This window comes from Streptomyces humidus (genome assembly GCF_014649655.1).
In the GTDB taxonomy this organism is placed as follows: domain Bacteria; phylum Actinomycetota; class Actinomycetes; order Streptomycetales; family Streptomycetaceae; genus Streptomyces; species Streptomyces humidus.
Window position 1 is genome coordinate 106,678 of sequence record NZ_BMTL01000029.1, and the last position, 18,589, is coordinate 125,266.

Sequence of the window (18,589 nt, forward strand, 5' to 3'; positions counted from 1 at the left end):
GCTGTTCAGCGGTCGTAGGACCACCGTAGAAGCGATAGAGGCCAGATCCTGACCTACTGGGCCGGGCGGCGACCTCGTTCAGGGGAACTCCGTCAACACCGTCAGCCCTGCTTCGCCGCACCCCACGCCGCGGCGCACAGGGCCCGTTCGGCCTCCTCGGTGTACAGCGACGAGGCCAGCCAGGCCCGGGCGAAGCGGTCCGTGTCGGCCGGGAGCAGACGGCCGAAGGCATCACGGGACCGGTCCGCCGCGGCCGCGTGCAGTTCGTCGAGGAGCTCGGCCGCGGTGCCCATGCCGACACGACGCAGACGCGCGCCGTCGCCGGCGGCGACGCCCGGAAAGGCCAGCACGCGGCGGCCGCCGGAGACGGCCTGGTGCACCCGGCGGCGCAGAAGGTGCAGCGGGGCCTCGTCCACCGCGCGGACCGCGACGGACGCGCCCGTCGCCGTGGGCAGGTCCGCGTGCTGGAGACGATCCAGTCCCAGGTCGACCCGGGCGCCGGGGTCGGCCGGGTGTTCGGCGGCGAGCAGCAGCGCACGTGGCAGCGGCCCCGGCACGAGCCGGGCCACGATCCGCAGCCGACTGCCCCGGGCGGCGGCCAGCAGACGGAGGTTGTCGCGGTACGGGAGCGCCGGGTCCTGGTGAGCCGTCGCGAGTCGCAGTGTCAGGCCGGCGCAGTCGGCCAGCAGGCAGTCGCCCGTCGCCTCACGGACCGTGCCCGCCAGGGTGACGTCCAGGAACAGCAGGTCATGGCCGCCGTGGAGAGCCCGGGCGACCTGCTCGGCGACGGGAGCGGTCCACAGCCGGCCGAGCGGCTCGGCGCTCCAGGCGGCGCCGCCGGCGCGCACCGCCCGCACCCCGGCCCCCGCGCCCAGCCGGCCGGTCGGGGACACGGTGGCGCCGGAGACCGCGAGCCCGGCGCGCGACAGTTCACGGTGCGTCAGGGCGGTGTCGCCGATGCGGACGGCGCGGTCGGCGGCGGCCGTCGCCCGGCCGGGACCGCCCGGCGCCACGTCGGAGACCGTGTACAGGCGGCCTTCGGCGTCCGCGGTCCAGGTGACGGCGCCCGCGTACCCGGTAGCCGTGAGGACGGGTTCCGAGAAGAGCCCGTACAGGCGCAGAGAGCCGTCCGGAGCGTAGGGCTGCCGTACCGTGCCGCGCAGTTCGGCCAGCTCCGCGCCGCGCGCCGCCGGCAGCCGGTGGGCCACGCCGAGGGCGGCACGCAGGGCTTCGACCAGATCGGGCAGCCGGTGCGCGGGGTCGGCGGAGCGGGCCGCGCGCACCCCGTTGACGACGGAGACCGCCGACGCGGCGGCCCGGGGGAGCCCCGCGAGCCGTGCGGTGTGCGCGGCGCGCAGGAGTTCCGCCTGGAGCACGGCGCCGGACCCGTCCGCGCCGGCCTCGAGCACGGCGGCGGCCGCGTCGAACACGCCTCGTGCGGCGACGAGTTGCCCCGGATCAGGGCTTTCGTCCGCCGGCCGTCCCGGCACGCCTCCATGCCCGGCGCTCCCCTCCTGGACAGAGGCATAGGCAGCAGACGTAGAAGCAGTCGCAGTCGCAGCTGCGGACGCAGTCGCGGACGAGGACGGATGTGTGGGCGTGGGCGCGTGCCCGGGAGAGTCGGCAGGGCCGGCGTCGGCGACCGGCGCGGCCGAGGCCGCCGCCGCGCGGTGCAGACAGTCGGGGGCGAGCAGGCACCCGCAGCGGATCGCGTCCGCACTCGTCACCGAGCCGCCCACGACGTGCAGCTCGAGCTCGGTGTCGTCGTCGAGGGCGATCCGTACCGTGTCGCCCTCGCGGACCACCGGACGGGCCGCCAGCTTGGCGACTCCCGCGTCCAGCCGCTTGCGCAGCCGGGGAGACAGCGCCTCGACGAGTCCGGCCGTGACGGACGGCGCGACCGGCGGCAACAGGTCCTGGCTCATGCGATCTTCTCCCCTACCCAGCGGGCGAGTTCGAGTGGGCTGAGAGCGGCGACGGGCATCCCGGCGGCGACGAGCCGACCCGCGACGCCCGTGGAGTAGCGCGGCCGGCCGGAGTCGTCGAGGCTCGCGCACCCCAGTACATGGCAGCCCGCCCCGACCAGCGCCCGCACCTCGGCGAGCAGTCCGCCGAGCGGGTAGCCCTCCTCGAAGTCGCTGACGACCACCACCAGCGTCCGCGACGGCACGGTGACCAGTTCGCGGGCGTGCCGCAGCCCCGCCGCGATGTGCGTGCCCCCGCCGACGCTGACCTCCAGCAGCAACGACAACGGATCCTCGACGTGCCCGGTGAGGTCGATGACCTCGGTGGAGAAGGCCAGGAAATGGGTGGACAGGGTCGGCACCCCGGCGAGCACCGAGGCGGTGAGCGCCGCCCACACGGTGGACGCTTCCATGGACCCCGACACGTCGGTCACCAGGATGAGCCGCCAGTCGGCCGACCGCCGCGCCCGCGCACGGAACACCGGGCGCTCCGGGATGACCCGGACCGTGCCGTCCGGGCCCCGCCGCGCGGTCGCAAGGTTGGCGCGCAGGGTGCGGGGCAGATCCAGGCCGCCGCCCGGACGCCTGCTGGGCCGCGGCAGCGCCGTGCCGTGCAGGGCGGGGCGCAGCCGGGTGGCCAGCTGCCGGGTCAGGGCCTCGACCAGCCGGCGTACGAGCGGGCGCAGCGCGGCCAGCCGGGCCTCGGGCAGCCCGCCCGCGTGCCGCAGCACCGTGCGCAGCAGATCCACCGAGGGACGCACACTGTCGGGGTCCAGCTCCGCGAGCACGTCGTCGCGGCCCGACGCCGCGGCCGCCGCCAGCACCTCCTCCCGGATGCCGGGCCCGAAGAGCGCGGCCAGCTCCTGCGACCACTCGCGCACCCCCGGATACGGCACGTCGCGGCCCCCGACGGCCCCCCGGCCCGAGAGGTCCCCCCGGCTGCCCTCGCCGCGTCCGCTGCCGTACAGCTCGTCCAGGGCCGTGGCCAACGAGCGGGCGGACGGCGGGAGGCGGTCGGCGCGCCGCCCCAGGACGAGCCGCCAGCGGTCGGCGGGCGCGAGGAGAAGCTCCTCCACCGCGTTCGCTCCCGCGTTCACGTCCGCCTTGCCTCCCACCGTCCCTCCTGGGCTCTCTCCCGGGTGCTCTCCTGGGCTTCCTCCCAGGTCCTTCCCCTGCTCGGCTCGGAAGCCGTCCTCGGTGGCGCCGGCCGCGTGCGGGGCGGCGGGCGCAGGGGCGGGCGAAGGCCCGTTCGGCGTGGGTCGGCCGGGCCCGGGTTCCGTGAACGCGGGCAGGGCGGACGCGGGTTCCGTCACGGCGGGTCGGAGCGGTGCGGGTTCGTCGACACCGCGCGAGGGCAGCAGTCCGAGCGACCGCAGCGCGGCGCGGGCCGTCAGGTCCGCCCCCGCCCAGGCGGCGAGGGCGGCCGGGTCGAGGCCGTCGGTGTCGGCCACGCGCGCGAGTCCCAGGCGCTCCTCCACGGACGCCAGCAGGCGGTCACGGGCCGCCGGGCTGAGGGTGTCGAAACCGCCCCGCAGCGCCGGCAGCCGGTCCAGGAACTGCCGGTCGGGCAGCTCCGACACGCGGTCGAGCAGCGGCTCCAGCGCCGGCGCCGCGGCCTCCAGCAGCGGGCCGGCCGCGGTCAGCAGTCCGCTCAGCCGGGCGGTCAGACCCGACCGGGAGCCGGCGTCGACCGCGCCGTCCACCCAGGACGCCACCCGGTCTCCGAAGACCCCGGCGTCCTCCTGGCCCAGCAGCACCCGGACGGCTCCTGCGGCTCCGCGCATCAGCGGGGAGCCGTCGGCGGCCAGCCGCGCGAGGGCGTCGGCGAGCCGGACGCCGCCGAACAGGTCGGCGCGGTGCGCCAGTTCGAGCAGGGCGTGCGCGTCGGCCGGGTCCTCGGAACCGGTCAGGCCGTCCACCTGGCGCACAGCCGCCGCGGTGAGCAGTTCGGCGACGGCCGTCGCCCGGGCCGCCCGTCCGGCGTCGGGGCCCAGTCCTGCCACATGACCGGCCCGCAGCCGGTCGGACAGGGCGAGCGCGGCGAGCAGTTCGGGCAGGGAGCCGGCCTGCGGCACCACCTCGGCGACCTCGTCGAGCCGCTCGTCGGTGAGCGCCTCGAGTCCGCACTCAGCGGCCTCCGCGAGTCCCGACAGGACCTGTGCGGCCGTCGGACCGCCCTCCCCCAGCTCCGCGTGTCGCCGTTCCCGCAGCACGCCCTCGGCGGCCTGGGCCGGGGTGACGCCGCGTACCCCGGCGGCGGTCAGCACGGCCACCGTGGCGGGCGTCCAGCGCGCCTCCCAGCGGGAGGTGAGCGCCTGGGCTCCGCCCGCGCCGACGACCTCCTTCGGCTCCCCGTACGGCACCCCGCACACCGTCAGCCTGCGCAGCAGCAGTTCGCGGCGCCGGTCCAGGTCGGATCGCAGGGGGTCGAGCCGGAGCTCCCGGACGGCGCCCGAGGAGCTCTCCGGTCCCGGCAGCCCCAGCGCGGCGACCTCAGCTTCGACCGCCGGGGCGAGCCCGCTGCGCGGCGCGTCCGGGGCCGGTCGTCCGGTGCGTGTGCCGATCAGCACCCGTTCCATCGCCCGTGCGACCGCCCGGCCCCGCCCGTACGGCTCGCCCTGGGCGAGGACCGTCTGCACCGCCTCGACCAACTCGCCCCGGCCCGCCGCGGGCAGCCCGCGCAATCGCGCCAGGTCCGAGGCGAGCCGAATGATCTCGCGCGCGTCGGCCGGCCCGGACGGATGCCCCAGACCCCGCAGTTCCGCGCACACCCGCACGGCCGACCGCGTCAGCGCCTCTTCCAGCGCGGCGGGGTCGCCGGCGGCCCGGAGCACCATGTCCTGCCACTCCGGGTCCCGGATGCCGGCCGGATACCCGGAACGCTCGTCCAACAGGTGGTAGGCGTAGGGGATCAGGGAGGTGACCCAGGACACCCGTCGCGTCGCGACGGCGTCGGGCCGCGCGACGGCGGGGGAGTGGGCGTCGGCCCGGACATCGGCCCGGACATCGGTTTCCGCGTCGACGTCATCGGCCGGAGCGGGCGCCGTGAGCCGGTCCTCGGCGGAACCGGTCAGCGCCGGCGCGTGGAAGGCGCCGACCAGCACGGCAGCCCGCTCGCCCCCCGCGGTGGCCTCCGCGATCCGTGACCGCATCCACCGCTCCCGCCGCAGGTCCAGTGCGCCCACCCCGCCCGAGGCCGCCGCCTCCTCGCGCAGCGCCCACCCCGCCAGCAGCGCGGCCCGGCGCAGCGCCTCGGGGGGTGAGCCCGGCGCGGTCGCCTCGACGAGCCGGTCCCACAGATCGTCCCCAGGGCGGCCGGTGAGCCGGGCCCGCAGCGCCCCGGTGAGTCCGAGGAACTCTCCCGGCCCCGGGCCGTCGCGCCCCTCGCCCCACGCCCTGTCGGCGAGGGGCAGGTCGCAGGCGATCACCGGAATCTCACGCCGGGCGGCCCAGCGCACGGCGGCCAGCTCGGGCGAGAAGTCGGCGAACGGATAGAACGCCGGACTCCCGCCGCTCCTGGAGTCGCCAGGAGCCGCGGCGAGCGCGACCGGGGCCCGGGTCTCCGCATGCCCGAGCCAGGGCAGCCACTCCTGCATCTCGGCCGGCAGCTCGACGAGCAGCACGTCCGGTCTCGCCTCGTCCAGCAGCGCGGGCACGGCGGCGGCCAGCGAGGGCGCGTGGTGCCGTACGCCGATGAGATAGGGCGCGGCCGGGTCGGTGAGCGCGGCGAGCGCCTCCTGCGGAGCGCCCGGTGCGGTGGCGGGGTGCGGGGACACGGCCGTCAGCCCTCCAGCACCGTGCGCAGCTCCCACAGGGTTCGCCAGGTGGCGGAACCCTGTTCGGCGCGGCGGCGGACGGGACCGTCCCAGTATCCGCGCAGCCGGCCCGCGTCCGCGGGATCGTCCTTGCGGACCACGCCGAGCAGGTGGCCGGGGAGCAGGCCCAGGACGTCACGGTCCCCGGGGAAGTAGGCGGCCGCGAGCGCCAGCGCACCCGCGACGGACACGGCCTCGGCCGTGCTCATCACCGTGGACGGCCGCTCCACCTCCCAGCCCTCCGCCGAGCGGCCCTCCCGCAGATCGCGGAAGGCGGTCACGAGAGCCTCCAGCACGGCGTCGTCGACCTGGAAGGGCGCCCCGGCCCGTTCCACCGAGGCGCGGGCCTGACTGCGCACCAGCGCGGTCTCCGCGTCGAGGTCCGGGATCGGGCCCACGGTCTCGAAGTTGAAGCGGCGCTTGAGGGCCGCGGACATCTCCGAGACGCCCCTGTCGCGCAGGTTGGCCGTGGCGATCAGGTTGAAGCCGGGTGCCGCGTGCGCCAACGCCTCCGGAGTGCCAGCGAGTTCGGGTACCGCGATGCGCCGCTCCGACAGCAGCGACACCAGCGAGTCCTGCACCTCGGGCAGACAGCGCGTGACCTCCTCGACCCGGGCGATGGCGCCCCGGGACATGGCGGCCAGCACCGGCGAGGGCACCAACGCCTGCGGGCTCGGCCCCTGCGCCAGCAACAGGGCATAGTTCCAGCCGTACTTGAGCTGGTCCTCGGTGGTGCCGGCCGTGCCCTGCACGACCAGGCCGCTGGTGCCGCACACGGCGGTGGACAGCAGCTCGGACAGCATCGACTTGGCGGTGCCGGGCTCGCCGACGAGCAGCAGCCCGCGCTCTCCGGCGAGGGTGACCACGCACCGCTCCACCAACGCCCGGTCGCCGACGAACTTGCCCTCGACCACCAGCCGGCGCGGCGCCCCGGCCGGCGCCTCGACGCCCTCGGGCAACCGCAGGGCCCGCCCGTCGCTGCCCATCACGAACGTCACGACGGCGCGCGGGGTGAGCCGCCAGGCCGGCGGTCGCGGCCCGTCGTCGTACGCGGCGAGGAAGGCCAGTTCGGCTGCGTACCGGTCCTCGGGCGGGACGATCTGGCGCTCGGGCGCGGTGGAGGGGGCGGGGGACGGGGCAGTGGCGGTCATCGGTGCGGGTTCTTCCAGCTGAGAGGGGACGGTGGTCATCGGCGGCGGCCCTTGCGCGTGGCCCTGGTGGTGAGCTCCTCGTAGGCGGGGGCGTCACCGGAGCGGACGCGCGCCCACGCGCGCCTGAACAGCTCGGGCACCGGCGCCGGGGGCACGGCGCGGTACTGGGCGCGCACCGGGTAGAGGCCCTCCTTCCAGACCTCCACCGGCAGAGCCGGAGACCTCAGGTCGAGCCAGCCGCAGGGCAGGAAGAGGGTGCGGCCTGCGCGCGCCCGCTTCGCCTCCACCACCAGGCCGCTCGCGGCGAGTTCGGCTCGGGCCTTCTTCGCCCGGACGGGCCGCCAGCCGGTCCAGCGCACGCAGTTGCGGTCCGTGGGATCCGGAAGGGCGAGCAACTGGAGGTAGAGCACCGCCGCGTCCCCGCCGAGGCCGAGCCGCGAGGCGACCTCGTCGACCAGCTCGGGCACGCTGAAGGCCGGGTCCTGCGCATGGCCCGACGGCTCCTGCGGATCGGTCCCCGCCGCGACCGCGTCGGCGAGATCCTGGCCCAGGAGTGTCCGCAGGGCGCGCATGCCCTGGCCCCGCCCGGACCCCACGAGCCCGTCCACCAGAGCGAACACGGGGTCGTCGGGGCCGGCGAGCGCGCCGGGCCGCACCAGGACGGTCTCCTGCTCGCCGTACCAGGGCCGCAGCACCAGCGCCTCGCCGGCGGCCGTCAGACCGTGCGCGTCGGCGCCCCCCGTCGCGGGCAACCCGTACGCCTTGCGCAGCTCGACAGCGGTCGAGGAGCCCTTGTCCGTCCAGGCGAGGTCCAGATCGATCAGCAGTCCCGGATCGGCGACCCGGCGGCGCAGCGCGGCCAGGCTCTCCGGCAGGACGGTTCGCAGCGGGTGCCCGTACGGCAGGGAGTAGGCGAGCCCGGCCAGGGCGGCCACGGCTCGCGTCAGGTCGTACCTGCCGGGCAGCGCCGCGGGGTCCTCCGCGACGAGGTTGCCGTCCTTGTCCGGCCGCTGCACGGTGGTGCGGTGGATCCAGGGGGTGAGCCGGGGGTTGAGGACCTCCTCCGCCGAACCGGTCGGCAGACCGTCGAGGGTGAGCTCCCCGGCGAGTTCCTCCGGCAGCCGGACGACGTCGGCGAGCCGCTCGGCCCACACCTGTCCCGCCGCCCGCGTGTCCGGCCCGTCCGTCCACAGATCGCCGGGCGCGTGGGGCAGCAGCGCGCCGACGAGCGCCGCCCGGTCGTCTCCGCCCAGCGACGCCAGCAGGGCGTCGCCGAGCTTCTTCTGACGGGGCTTCAGCCCGGTGGCGGCGATCACCTCGTCGGTGAGCTGCGGCGGGGTCCCGGCGAGCAGCAGAGCCGCCTGGACGGGCCCGAGCCCGCCGCGCGTCACGGCGGCGAGGGCCTCGGGAGCCTCCGGCTGCCAGGGAGCGGGGCCCTTGTCCCGGACGAGCCGGGTGACGGCGGCCAGCGCGTCGGCCGGGTACACCGCCGGGCGCGGGCTCTCCCGCACCAGGGTGAAGTGGGCGATCGCGCCGAACCGGCCGCCCGGATCGTGGTCGAGGGCGAGCCAGTCCACCCGCCCGGTCTGCCGGTCGACGCTCTGGCAGTCGAGGACCACGACGGTGCGGCCGTCCCGGCGCAGCACCTGACCGACCCGTTCCTGCCGCTCGTGCGGCTCGCTCAGCACGACCTCCCGCAGAACGCCCGAGCGCGTGGCCAGCGGTCCGTCGGCGACCGCCTCCAGCAGCAGGAGCAGCGCCTCACGGTGCTCCACGGTCGTCGTCGGGCAGGCGGCCCGGTACGCGAGCGGGCGCAGCACGTCCAGCACGGGCGTCCACACCGGCCCGCTGCCGGGAACGGTGAACTCGTCGCTGCGCCAGCCGTCGGGGACGCCGGCCGGACGGGAGGCCTCGGGCAGGGGCCTGCCGTCGGCCGGCTTCCCGGACAGCACATGGTTCACCGCGCGGATCTGCCGCAACGTGGCCCAGCACGTCTCGCTGCCCCACCATCCGTGCATCGGGGTGATGCCGGTGACGGCCTCGCGCAGGGTCTGGTCGTCGCCGTGCTCGGGCTTCAGGTCCGCGAACATGCCGTTGACCCGGCTGCTCTCCGCCTTGGGCCGTGCGACCGGGGGAGCCACGAACGCGGCGGTCGACTCCGCGAGCCGCAGCACCGCGCGCACCAGCGCGCCGACCCCCGTGACCAGTCTGCGGTCGCCGAGCGCGGGCAGGGAACGGGACACGATCTCCTGCACGACCTCGTCCGCCGTGGGGACGACGGACCGGCTCTCCGAGGTCCCGTCGACCACCCCGGCAGCGGCCAGGGCGGCCTGCCGTTCGGCCAGCGCCTGCGCCGCGGCCCGCACGATCTCGCCCGCCCGCTCGTCGGTCAGCGCACGCAGCGCGGCCGACGCCTGCTCGTCGCGCGGGCGCAGCGCGTGCCAGTACTCGACCGGGGGGACGAACCGGGTGCCCGCGGCGAACTCGCCGCCGCGCTCCATCGGCGTCAGCCGGCCGAGTTCGCCGGTGGCGGAGGTGTCGTCGCCCGAGTACAGGGCGATCTGGCGGTGCATGCGGACGGCGACGGGTTCGGCCCCGCCGGGCAGCCGCAGCGCGCCGAGCAGGACACCCGGCGCCCGGCCGCCCGCCCAGGGCAGGGTGACGGTCCGGCCGTCCGGCGTGCCGGCGACCGTACGGGCCTCGGCGCCCTCGCCCTCCGTGCGGACCCAGCGACCCAGAACCGTGCCGTCCGTGCCGAACGGGGTCTGCTCCAGGCCCGGCTGGAGCGGCAGCAGCTCACAGCTCTCCTGCAGCAGCGTCGCGTCCTCGCGGATGCCGGACTGCAGGAACGCGGGCAGCGAGGCACGCCCGTGCGTGCCGGTGGCCGGGTCGTACTCGAGCCATACCTGCTGCCGGCCCTGCCGGCCCTGCCGCCAGTACGAGGTGCCGTCGCCGAGGACGCGTCGGCCGGCGGGCAGGACGGTGTCGCCCGCGTGCAGGGCGCGGCCCCCGCCCGCGCGCCCGCCGCCGGGCAGCGGGACCGAAGGGACGCCGGCCTCGCTGCCGCCGTACCAGTAGGCGGGGATCTGCTCGCCGCCGAGCGGGAACACGTCGGCCGGGCGGGCGGACCAGTAACCGAACTGTTTCCCGTCCTGCCGCCACATCACCAGCAGTTCGCCGTCCGTGTAGCGGAACGACGGACGCTGCCAGCGGTTCGGGGGCACGGGCAGCCGCAGGTCGTGCTCCAGCAGGATCTCCTGCGGGCCGACGACGAACACCTTGTGCTCGCGCGAGACGATCAGTGCGGGCCACGCCTCCTGGACGGTCATCGGGTTGTCGTGATCACGGCCGGGCTTGGTCTCGGTGTCGATCCGGCGCAGGGCCTCGTCCAGCGCGGGCCAGCCCAGTTCGTCCAGGACGCCCGCGCGCAGCGTGTGCCCGAGCAGCGGCGCGACCTCGCGCGCGGCGACCCGCGCCACGGCCGCCGGGCTGACCCGGGCGGCCACCGTGCGGAAGGGACGCAGCCGGTCCATGGCCGCCCGCGCGGCGGGCAGCCCGACCGCCGAGGACAGGTCTCCGGCCGCGTCGTCCAGCCACTCCCGCAGGACGTCGCCGAGCACGGGGTGGGCGGCCAGCTCCTCCAGCACCTCGGCACCGGGACGGGAGCCGCTGACGGCGCCGACGCCGGCGTACAGCAGGCGACGCAGGCGCGGGTCGGCCGCGGTCGCCGTCAGGTCGCGCCGGCCGCCGCGAGGCTCGAGCAGCCAGCGGTCCAGGAAGAGATGCACGGCCTGGCCGGCGCCCGGCAGGGCCAGCGGCACGCCCTGCGCCGCACACAGGTCGAGCAGGTCCAGGTCGGCGCCGGAGTGCCAGCGCCCCGAGCACAGGTCGACGGGACGGCCCAGCTCGCGCAGCCGGGGCGCCATGCGTTCCACGAGGGCGAGAGTGGCCGGGGAGCGACCGCTGGCGGTGCCGCCGTGCTTGCGGTGCAGCGCCCAGCGGCCGAGCCACTCCGCCGCGTCCACGTCGGATGCCGTCTCACCGGTGAGGAGCAGGTCCGCGCCGCACTCCGCGAGCAGCGCGAGCCAGAACTCGTCCTCCTCGACGGAACGGCCCAGACCGGCCGGCATGATCTCCAGCAGCCGTGTCCGCGTCTGGGGCCGCTGCCCGGCGAGAACGGCGAGCGTGGACCGGTAGGCGTTCCAGAAGGACGCGGGGGCGCGGACGGCGGCGGGCGAGGCGAGCAGGTCGGCGACCAGGGCGCACTCCTCGGCGACCCGGTCCAGACCCGCCGCCTTGATCAGCCCGCGCGCGTCCTGCGGCAGCGACGCGTAGGGCGGCATGCCGGCCGCGCAGCGCTCCACGGTCAGCTGCCGGAACTGCGCCCAGGCGGTGGCCGGGTCGAGCCGGGCCGCGAGGGCCCTGACGTGCTCCTTGAGCGCCTTGACCGTCAGCGCGCCGGCGAAGGCGAACTCCAGGAACACGGCACGCTGCCGCTCCTCGTCGACCGTCAGCGCGTGCACCCGCTCGGCCTCACGGGCCTTGCCGAAGAAGGCGGAGGCGTACGTCGTGTTCTCGTGCTGGAGGAAGACGCGGGCCGCGTGCTCGTAGTAGGTGGGCAGGAAGTGCGGCACGGCCCGGCCGAGCCGGGCGCCGAGCTCCTCGAAGCCGTCCTTGGCGTTGCCCGGGCGGGACTTGGCCTGCCGGGCGAGTCGCTCGACGTCCTTGACCAGGGCCAGAGCGTGGTGGCCGTTCGCCGGATCGTTGACCAGCGCCCAGGCGGGGAAGCCGAGCGTCTCCCGGCGCACCTGACCGACCTCGGGCGTCTGCGCCTCGCGGGTCAGTCCGAGGAAGTCCAGGGCGAGGTCCTCGGCCTCGCCGAGGGTGCCCGGCACGAGACGTACGATCCTGCGGCCGTCCAGCGCGGGGTGACCGTAGGTGCGGACGGTGAGCGTGTCGGCGTCCTCGCGGGATGTGCTGCCCGGGGGCAGGACGGCGCCCGCATCGAGCAGGGCGGCCGCGGTGTTCTCGTCGTAGGCGTTCATGCGGCCCGCTCCTCGTCCTCGATGTCGCGCCCGGCGTACAGCGACGCCGCCATGCGCATGCCCTCCGACCAGGCCACCGGTCCGACCTGGCCGAGCTTCAGCGCCCTGCCCGCGGCGTCGGTGAACGTCAGCGGCCCGGTCTCGGCCTCCTGGTAGCCCTCGTAGTCGCCCACCCACACACGGGCTTCGACGGTGCGGCCGTCCTCCAGGACCGATGTCACGGCGTTGCCGCCACGCACCCGGTATCCGAGCTGGGTGACCCGGCCGTGCAGGAAGCGCTGCTCCTTGAAGGCGCCGCCCGCGTACTCCTCGACGGACGTGCCCTCCGCGTCGAGCGAGGCGGGCCGTCGCCACACCTCGCGGAAGAGCTGCTGGGCCCGCTGCTCGACGCCGAGCTCCACGGCGAACTCCCGCAGCTCCTCCAGGTCGTCCAGGAGCACGGGGTGCGGAAGCCGCACGAGGTCCGGGGCGATGCGGACGGTGTCGCCGTCGAGGTCGACCAGGCCGAGGCCCCGCTCGGGGTCGGCGTCCCGCAGGAAACCCGCCACCTCGCCGTCGTCCCCGGTGACCACGAGGTCGCGCAGGGCGGCCTGCCAGGCGGGGTCGGGCCACACGCGGGCGACGACGGCGAACGGCACGGGCAGCGAGCGCACCATCCACCGCTCGACGTCGGCCAGGCACCGCTGTTCGTGCCGTTGCAGCCACTCGACGAGCTGACGCAGCCCCACCACCGCCGGCTCGTCGGCGATCTTGGGCGGCACGGACTTCAACCGCCGCCCGGCCGCGTTGCGGCATATCACCTTGCCGTCATCCAGGGCGACTTCGTAGTCGCCTGCCGACACCCACCCCATGCGTGCCTCCCGCACCCGCTGTGATCAAGTGTCGGGAACTGTAGATCAGGCCACTGACATCGGGCCCTGTGGCGGGTGCGGGAGGCGACGCGGCAGCGGTGGCCTGCCGGTCGGAACGAGGAAATCAGCAGGTCACCGCAGATGGGCCGGCATCATCGGGCCGGGCGGCCGGGGTCCGTGACGGGAGCGTTTCCGGTCACGGACCGAGGCGGTTCGCTCAGCCTTCGACCCAGCCGTGGTTCTTCGCGAACTGCGCGAGCCCGGCGCGCACCTGGAGGATCTGCTCGCCGGTGAGCGAGGGAACCGCGGTCAGCAGCGCCTCGGTCACGTCCCGGGTGAACTCGTCCGTGCTGAGCACGTCGCACAGGACGTCGTCGTCGGCGGCGAGGGGCTTGCCGTCCGCGCCACGAGCGAGCCGCACCCCGGACGCCTTCGGACCGCGTTCGCCCTCCTCGATCTCGAACTCCACCACGATGCCCCGGCGGACCTGGGACTCGGGCATCATCATGTCGTTCACGTGCAGGAAGACGTCCTCCCCGCCGTCGTCGGGCGCGATGAACCCGTAACCACGCTGACTGTCGAAGCGCACCACACGACCAGCAACCATCCCAACCCCCAGCAACCTCGAAACACCCACGTCGGTGAACCTGCCCCGATCGTAGTCAAAACGAGGGCCGCCGTGCGACCGCCGGGATGTTCGCCGAGCGCGATACCGGAGATGGGCAACTCCGGCGGGTAATCCGCGGGAGATCGGCGGGGGATCCCGCAGCGTGCCGGGCCCGCCGACCGGTCAGGACTGCGCGCGCTCCGCGTTGCGCTTCTTGATCCGCACCGTCTCCTTGCGGACCTCCGCCTGCGTGGCGCGCTCCTTCGCCAGCCACTCCGGCCCGGCGTCCTTGATCGCCTCGATCTCCTCGGTGGTCAGCGCCTCGGTCACCCCCGCGCGGGCCAGGCCCGCGATGGAGACGCCCAGCCTGGCCGCGACCACCGGACGGGGGTGCGGTCCCCTCTCGCGCAGCGTGACCAGCCACTCGGGCGGGTTCGCCTGGAGCTGGTTCAGCTCGGCGCGCGTGACGACGCCCTCCTGGAACTCGGCGGGCGTGGCGGGGAGGTGCACACCCAGCTTCTTCGCCGCGGTGGCGGCCTTCATCGTCTGGGTGTTCGCTTGCGACGTCATGCGGTCCAGGGTATCGGCCGCGGCCGAGAGCCCCGACCACAGCCGGTAGCCTGGCGGGATGACCGACTCCGCGGACTCTCCCTCGTTCCGGCTCGCGTACGTCCCCGGAGTGACGCCCGCCAAATGGGCGCGGATCTGGGCGGAGCGCCTGCCCGACACGCGCCTGGTGCTCCTGCAGTCGTCTCCCGCCGACGCCGACGGCCTTCTGCGTGAGGGCGCCGCCGACGCGGCCTTCGTGCGCCTCCCCGTCGATCGCGCGGTGTTCAGCGCCATCCCCCTGTACACCGAGACGACGGTCGTCGTGGTGCCCAGGGACCATGTGATCACCGCGGCCGAGGAGATCACCCTCGACGACCTCGCCGACGAAGTGGTCCTGCACCCCCTCGACGACGTCATCGGCTGGGAGCGGCCGCCCGGCGAGCCCGCCTTCGAGCGCCCCGCGACCACGGAGGACGCGATCGAGCTGGTCGCGGCGAACATCGGCGTCCTGGTCGTGCCGCAGTCCCTGGCGCGTCTGCACCACCGCCGCGACCTGACCTATCGCACGCTCGTCGACGCCCCGCAGTCGGAGGTCGCCCTGTCCTGGCCGCAGGACGCGACCACCGACCTGGTCGAGGACTTCATCGGCATCGTCCGGGGCCGCACGGTCAACAGCACGCGGGGCCGTGCCCAGGAGACCCCCGCGGCGGAGCAGAAGAAGGACGAGCGCCGCAAGCCGCAGCCGGGCGGCGCCCCGCGCAGGAGCACGGCCGCCGGGGCCCGCGGCCGCAGCGGCGGAGCCAAGAACAGCGGCGGAGCGAAGGGCGCCGGGGGAGCGAAGGGCGGCGGGAGCCGGCGCGGTACCGGCGGCGGGAAGCCCCGCCGCCGCTCGTAGCCGCTCGTAGTCCCTCACCGGCCGCCGTCGGAGGGGGGCGGGGGACGCGGTGGCGTCGACGGCGGCGGCCGGAGCGGGGCCTGCGACGGAGGACGCTGCTTCGCGGCCGCCCGCCCGATCGACTCCACCAGGGGCAGCAGCCGGTGCGGCACGCGTTCGCGCAGCGCCACCTCGGTCCGGGTGCGGACCACGCCGGGCATGCTGATGAGCTTCTGGATCACATCCTCCAGATGCTCGTTGTCGCGCGCCACGACCCGGGTGACGAGATCGCCGCCGCCGGTGACGGAGAACGCCTCGACGATCTCCGGCACGCAGGCCAGCGCATCGCCCACGTCGTCGAGGTGTCCCTGGGTGACCTCGACGTGCACGAACGCGAGCACCGGGTGGCCCAGTGCGGCAGGGGAGAGCGACGGACCCGTGCCGGTGATCACGCCGTCGCGCTCCAGCCGGTCGAGGCGGGCCTGCACGGTGCCGCGCGCGATGCCGAGGAGACGGGCGTACTCGCGCACGCTGGTGCGCGGCTGCTCGAGCAGCAGGCGCAGGATGCGGGTGTCCAGCTCGTCCACCGCCATGTCGTCGCCCTCTCCCTTCGCCGGCTCGCGCGTGATCAGCGCGACAGTACCAACGGCCCGGCGGAGCGCGACCGGGCGGAGCGCGACCGGGCGGAGCCGGCCGAGCCGATCGGGAACCGCACCCGGACCCACCGGGATCCGGTGGGCCGTTGGCCGGCCGACGGCCGCGCCGGGGGAGCCCGGGCTGTGCCATTGGCCCATCTCCGCCGACCTCGGTTGAACCAGTCTCCCATCGGATGCTCAGATGGCCGGGTCGATGGCGCTGCGGACTCCGCGGCGCCTTTCTCATGCCGTTGCGCGGGTCGTGTCACAGGGCGCGTCGGCGCGGTGGCGCATCAGGGCGGGGAAAGGACGGGGCAGCTTGCTGAAGAGGGCCTTCGTGGCACCGGATCCGGGGCGGATGCGACTGCGGTTCGCCACCCGGGCCGTGCTCGGCATCGGGTCGGCCGTCGCGCTGTGCGGAGCGGCCGGGCACACCCTGACGGCGGCCGTCACAGGTGGTCTGGCGGCGCTGCTCGCGCTGTTCACCGTGACCGACGCGACGGTGCGCGGGCAGGCCGTGACGACCGCGCTCCTGCCCGTCGTCGGGCTGCCGGTGCTCACTCTCGCGGCCTTCCTGCACGACGTCCCCGTCGCCCGCGACCTCGTCTTCCTCGCCGTGGTCGGTGCGGGAGGCTACGCGCGCCGGTGGGGTCCGCGCGGACACTCGCTCGGGGTGTTCGCCTTCATGACCTTCTTCGCCGCACAGGTACTGCACACCGGGCCCGCCCGGCTGCCGGAGCTCTACGCGGCCGTGGCGCTCTCGTTGGCCGCGTCGTCGGCGGTGCGGTTCGGGGCGTGGTGCTACGAGCGCCGCTCGCCGGCGCCCGCCGCCCTCGTCGCGCCGGCCGGCGGCGCCGGGCTGGCGCGCGTCACGACCCGGCAGGCCGTGCAGGCCACCGTGGGCGCGGGGATCGCCCTCGTCGTCGGACAGGCGCTCTCCGACCAGCGCTGGTACTGGGCCGTGGGCGCCACGTGGTGGGTGTTCGTGAACACCGCCTCGCGCGGCGAGACCCTGGTCCGTGGCTTCAGGCGGTTCCTCGGAACCGTCCTCGGGATCGTCCTGGGGCTCGTCGTGGCCGTTCCCCTGCACGGGGATCCGGTGGCGTCCGCCGTGGTCGTCGCGGTCGCCGTCTTCGGGATCTTCTACACGGCCGCCGTCTCCTACACCTGGATGATGCTCGCCGTCACCGTCATGGCCAGTGCGCTGTACGGTCTGCTCGGCCTGCTCGACGCCGCTCTGCTCGCCCTGCGGGCGGCGGAGACGGCCGTGGGAGCACTGGGCGCCGTGCTGGGGGTGCTGCTCGTCCTCCCGGTCACCACGCACTCCGTGACGGACGCCTGGGTGGAGCGCGCGCTGCGCTGCGTGCACGTCTGCACCGCCGAGGCGGCAGCCCGGCTGGCCGGATCCCCGACGGCGGACCCGGCTCTGCGGGCGGCCGAGCTGGAGCAGGTCCTCGCCCGGGTCCGCCTGTCGCTGGCCCCGCTCGTGCATCCGCTCAGCCCGCTGCGGGCGCGCAAGGAGCGGGCCCGGCAGGTGCTGGCGCTGCTCGACGACTGCGCCCGTGAGGTGCGCGGGCTCGCCGAGGTAGCGGCGGACCCGGAAGCCTCGCACGACGCGCGGCTCGTCGCCGCCTGCTGGCGGGTGGAGGCCGCGGTCGAGGCACTCACCGCCCCCTCGGCCGCCGGCGGACGCCGCCCCGAGCGGACGGCAGCCGCGTCGCACAGTGCGCCCGCCGAGCCGGTGCTGGCTCATCTGCACGCCCTGGAACAGGCGCTCCTCGAACTCGCCGGGCCCCTTCGCGGCTCCCCTCGCGTGTCCGTCGGGGCCTGAGTGCCCGGACGGCCTGCCCGTCGGGGCCTGAGCACCCGGCACGCAGACGGGCGGGCGGGCGAGCGCGCCTGGTCTAGACCGCTGGTGGTCGACTGCTACCGTCACCCCGAGCAGTGTCAGCAACGGCAGCGGCGACCCGGACGACCAGGATGGGGACAGCGGTGGCAGACCTCGGCGGAAGGCGACGGCGGCGCGCGTTCATCGGCTCGTTCACGGCGGCCGGAGGGCCCGGGATCGTGGCGGCCGCCGTGGATCCGGCCAGTGGGGCGCTGACCGTCCTGAGCAGGGTGAACGGCGTCCCCGACCCTTCCTATCTGGCGCTGTCCGCCACCGGGGAGACGCTGTACGCGGTCAGCGAGACCGCGGACGGCGCGGTGGCCGCCTACCGGGTGACCGGCGACGTGCCGGAGCCCGCGGGTCCGCCGGTGCCGGTGAACGGCAGCGGCCCCACTCACCTCAGCGTGTTCGACGGCCACGTCCTCACCGCCAACTACGGCTCGGGCAGCGTCACCGCCGTCCCGGTCCGTGCGGACGGCGCCCTTGCCCGCGTCGCCTCCGGGGTCCTGCGGCACACCGGGTCCGGCCCGCACACGCGACGCCAGCAGGGGCCGCACGCCCACCAGGTGCAGCCCGACCCGAGCGGTCGCTGGGCGGTCAGCGTGGACCTCGGCACGGACTCCGTGCGGGTGTGCGCCCTGCGCGACGGGAGTCCCGTCCTGCACCGGGAGCACGCGCTGCGGCCCGGCTCCGGCCCGCGCCATCTGGCCTTCCATCCCGAGGGCCGGTACGCCTACGTCGTCAACGAACTCACCCCGAGCGTCACCGTGTGCCGCTGGGACGCCGCGGACGGCTCCCTGAAGCCGCTGGCCGAGGCCGCCGTGCTGCCCGGCGCGCCGGCCGGGGACGCCTACCCCTCGGGCCTCGTCGTCTCGCCGGACGGCCGGTTCGTGTGGACGGCGACCCGCGGCGAGGACGTGCTCTCGGTGTTCGCCGCGGAAGGCGACGGCGAGGCGCTGCGGCTGGTCGGCACGGTGCCCTGCGGCGGGCACTGGCCCCGGGCCGTCGCCGAGTCCGGCGGCTTCCTCTATGTCGCCAACGAGCGCTCCGGCGACGTCACCTGGTTCGCCCTGGACCCGTCGTCCGGCCTGCCCCGGCGCGGCGGTTCCCTCGTGGTCCCCGCGGCGTCCTGCGTCGTCCTCGGCTGAGCCGCCGGCCGCCGCTGCCGACGGCCCCGGACACCGCCCCCGCGAGCCGCAGCCGAGGGACA

The 18,589-nt window shown here is 75.7% G+C and carries 11 protein-coding genes; 3 read left to right on the forward strand and 8 right to left on the reverse strand.

The window, feature by feature from the left end; translation table 11 throughout:
• Window positions 1–101: 101 nt before the first annotated feature.
• From IE239_RS29960 to IE239_RS29990, 7 genes are all read right to left on the reverse strand, one after another.
• Window positions 102–1,925, reverse strand: a complete 1,824-nt coding sequence (locus tag IE239_RS29960; RefSeq protein WP_190152554.1) for a hypothetical protein — start codon at window positions 1,923–1,925, stop codon at window positions 102–104.
• On the reverse strand, window positions 1,922–5,740 hold the full coding sequence (locus IE239_RS29965; protein ID WP_229878394.1) for a vWA domain-containing protein: 3,819 nt from the start codon (window positions 5,738–5,740) through the stop codon (window positions 1,922–1,924). Before IE239_RS29965 ends, IE239_RS29960 begins: the two co-directional genes overlap by 4 nt.
• 5 nt (window positions 5,741–5,745) lie before the next feature.
• Window positions 5,746–6,930, reverse strand: a complete 1,185-nt coding sequence (locus tag IE239_RS29970; RefSeq protein WP_190152556.1) for an ATP-binding protein — start codon at window positions 6,928–6,930, stop codon at window positions 5,746–5,748.
• A 35-nt stretch (window positions 6,931–6,965) separates the two neighbouring features.
• Window positions 6,966–11,975, reverse strand: a complete 5,010-nt coding sequence (locus IE239_RS29975; protein WP_190152557.1) for a hypothetical protein — start codon at window positions 11,973–11,975, stop codon at window positions 6,966–6,968.
• Entirely contained in the window at window positions 11,972–12,826 is an 855-nt protein-coding gene (locus IE239_RS29980) for a DUF4132 domain-containing protein (RefSeq protein WP_190152558.1), read from the reverse strand. The genes IE239_RS29975 and IE239_RS29980 overlap by 4 nt, the downstream gene beginning before the upstream one ends.
• 217 nt (window positions 12,827–13,043) lie before the next feature.
• Window positions 13,044–13,433, reverse strand: coding sequence for a cold-shock protein (locus tag IE239_RS29985; RefSeq protein ID WP_190152559.1), 390 nt, complete (start codon window positions 13,431–13,433; stop codon window positions 13,044–13,046).
• 183 nt (window positions 13,434–13,616) lie between these two features.
• Window positions 13,617–14,003 carry a DUF5997 family protein gene (locus IE239_RS29990; RefSeq protein ID WP_190152560.1) on the reverse strand — a complete coding sequence of 129 codons (387 nt, stop codon included), beginning with the start codon at window positions 14,001–14,003 and terminating at the stop codon, window positions 13,617–13,619.
• Window positions 14,004–14,061: 58 nt separating this feature from the next.
• Here IE239_RS29990 and IE239_RS29995 point away from each other — a divergent pair, with 58 nt between their 5' ends.
• Window positions 14,062–14,877, forward strand: coding sequence for a LysR family substrate-binding domain-containing protein (locus IE239_RS29995; RefSeq protein WP_190152561.1), 816 nt, complete (start codon window positions 14,062–14,064; stop codon window positions 14,875–14,877).
• Window positions 14,878–14,891: 14 nt separating this feature from the next.
• Here IE239_RS29995 and IE239_RS30000 read toward each other — a convergent pair whose 3' ends face one another.
• Entirely contained in the window at window positions 14,892–15,449 is a 558-nt protein-coding gene (locus tag IE239_RS30000) for an Lrp/AsnC family transcriptional regulator (protein WP_229878395.1), read from the reverse strand.
• A 361-nt stretch (window positions 15,450–15,810) separates the two neighbouring features.
• Here IE239_RS30000 and IE239_RS30005 point away from each other — a divergent pair, with 361 nt between their 5' ends.
• The gene (locus IE239_RS30005) at window positions 15,811–17,322 is read left to right on the forward strand and encodes an FUSC family protein (RefSeq protein WP_190152562.1); all 1,512 of its coding nucleotides are present in this window, start codon (window positions 15,811–15,813) and stop codon (window positions 17,320–17,322) included.
• Between the two features lie 149 nt (window positions 17,323–17,471).
• Window positions 17,472–18,527 carry a lactonase family protein gene (locus tag IE239_RS30010; protein ID WP_373308167.1) on the forward strand — a complete coding sequence of 352 codons (1,056 nt, stop codon included), beginning with the start codon at window positions 17,472–17,474 and terminating at the stop codon, window positions 18,525–18,527.
• Window positions 18,528–18,589: the final 62 nt, after the last annotated feature.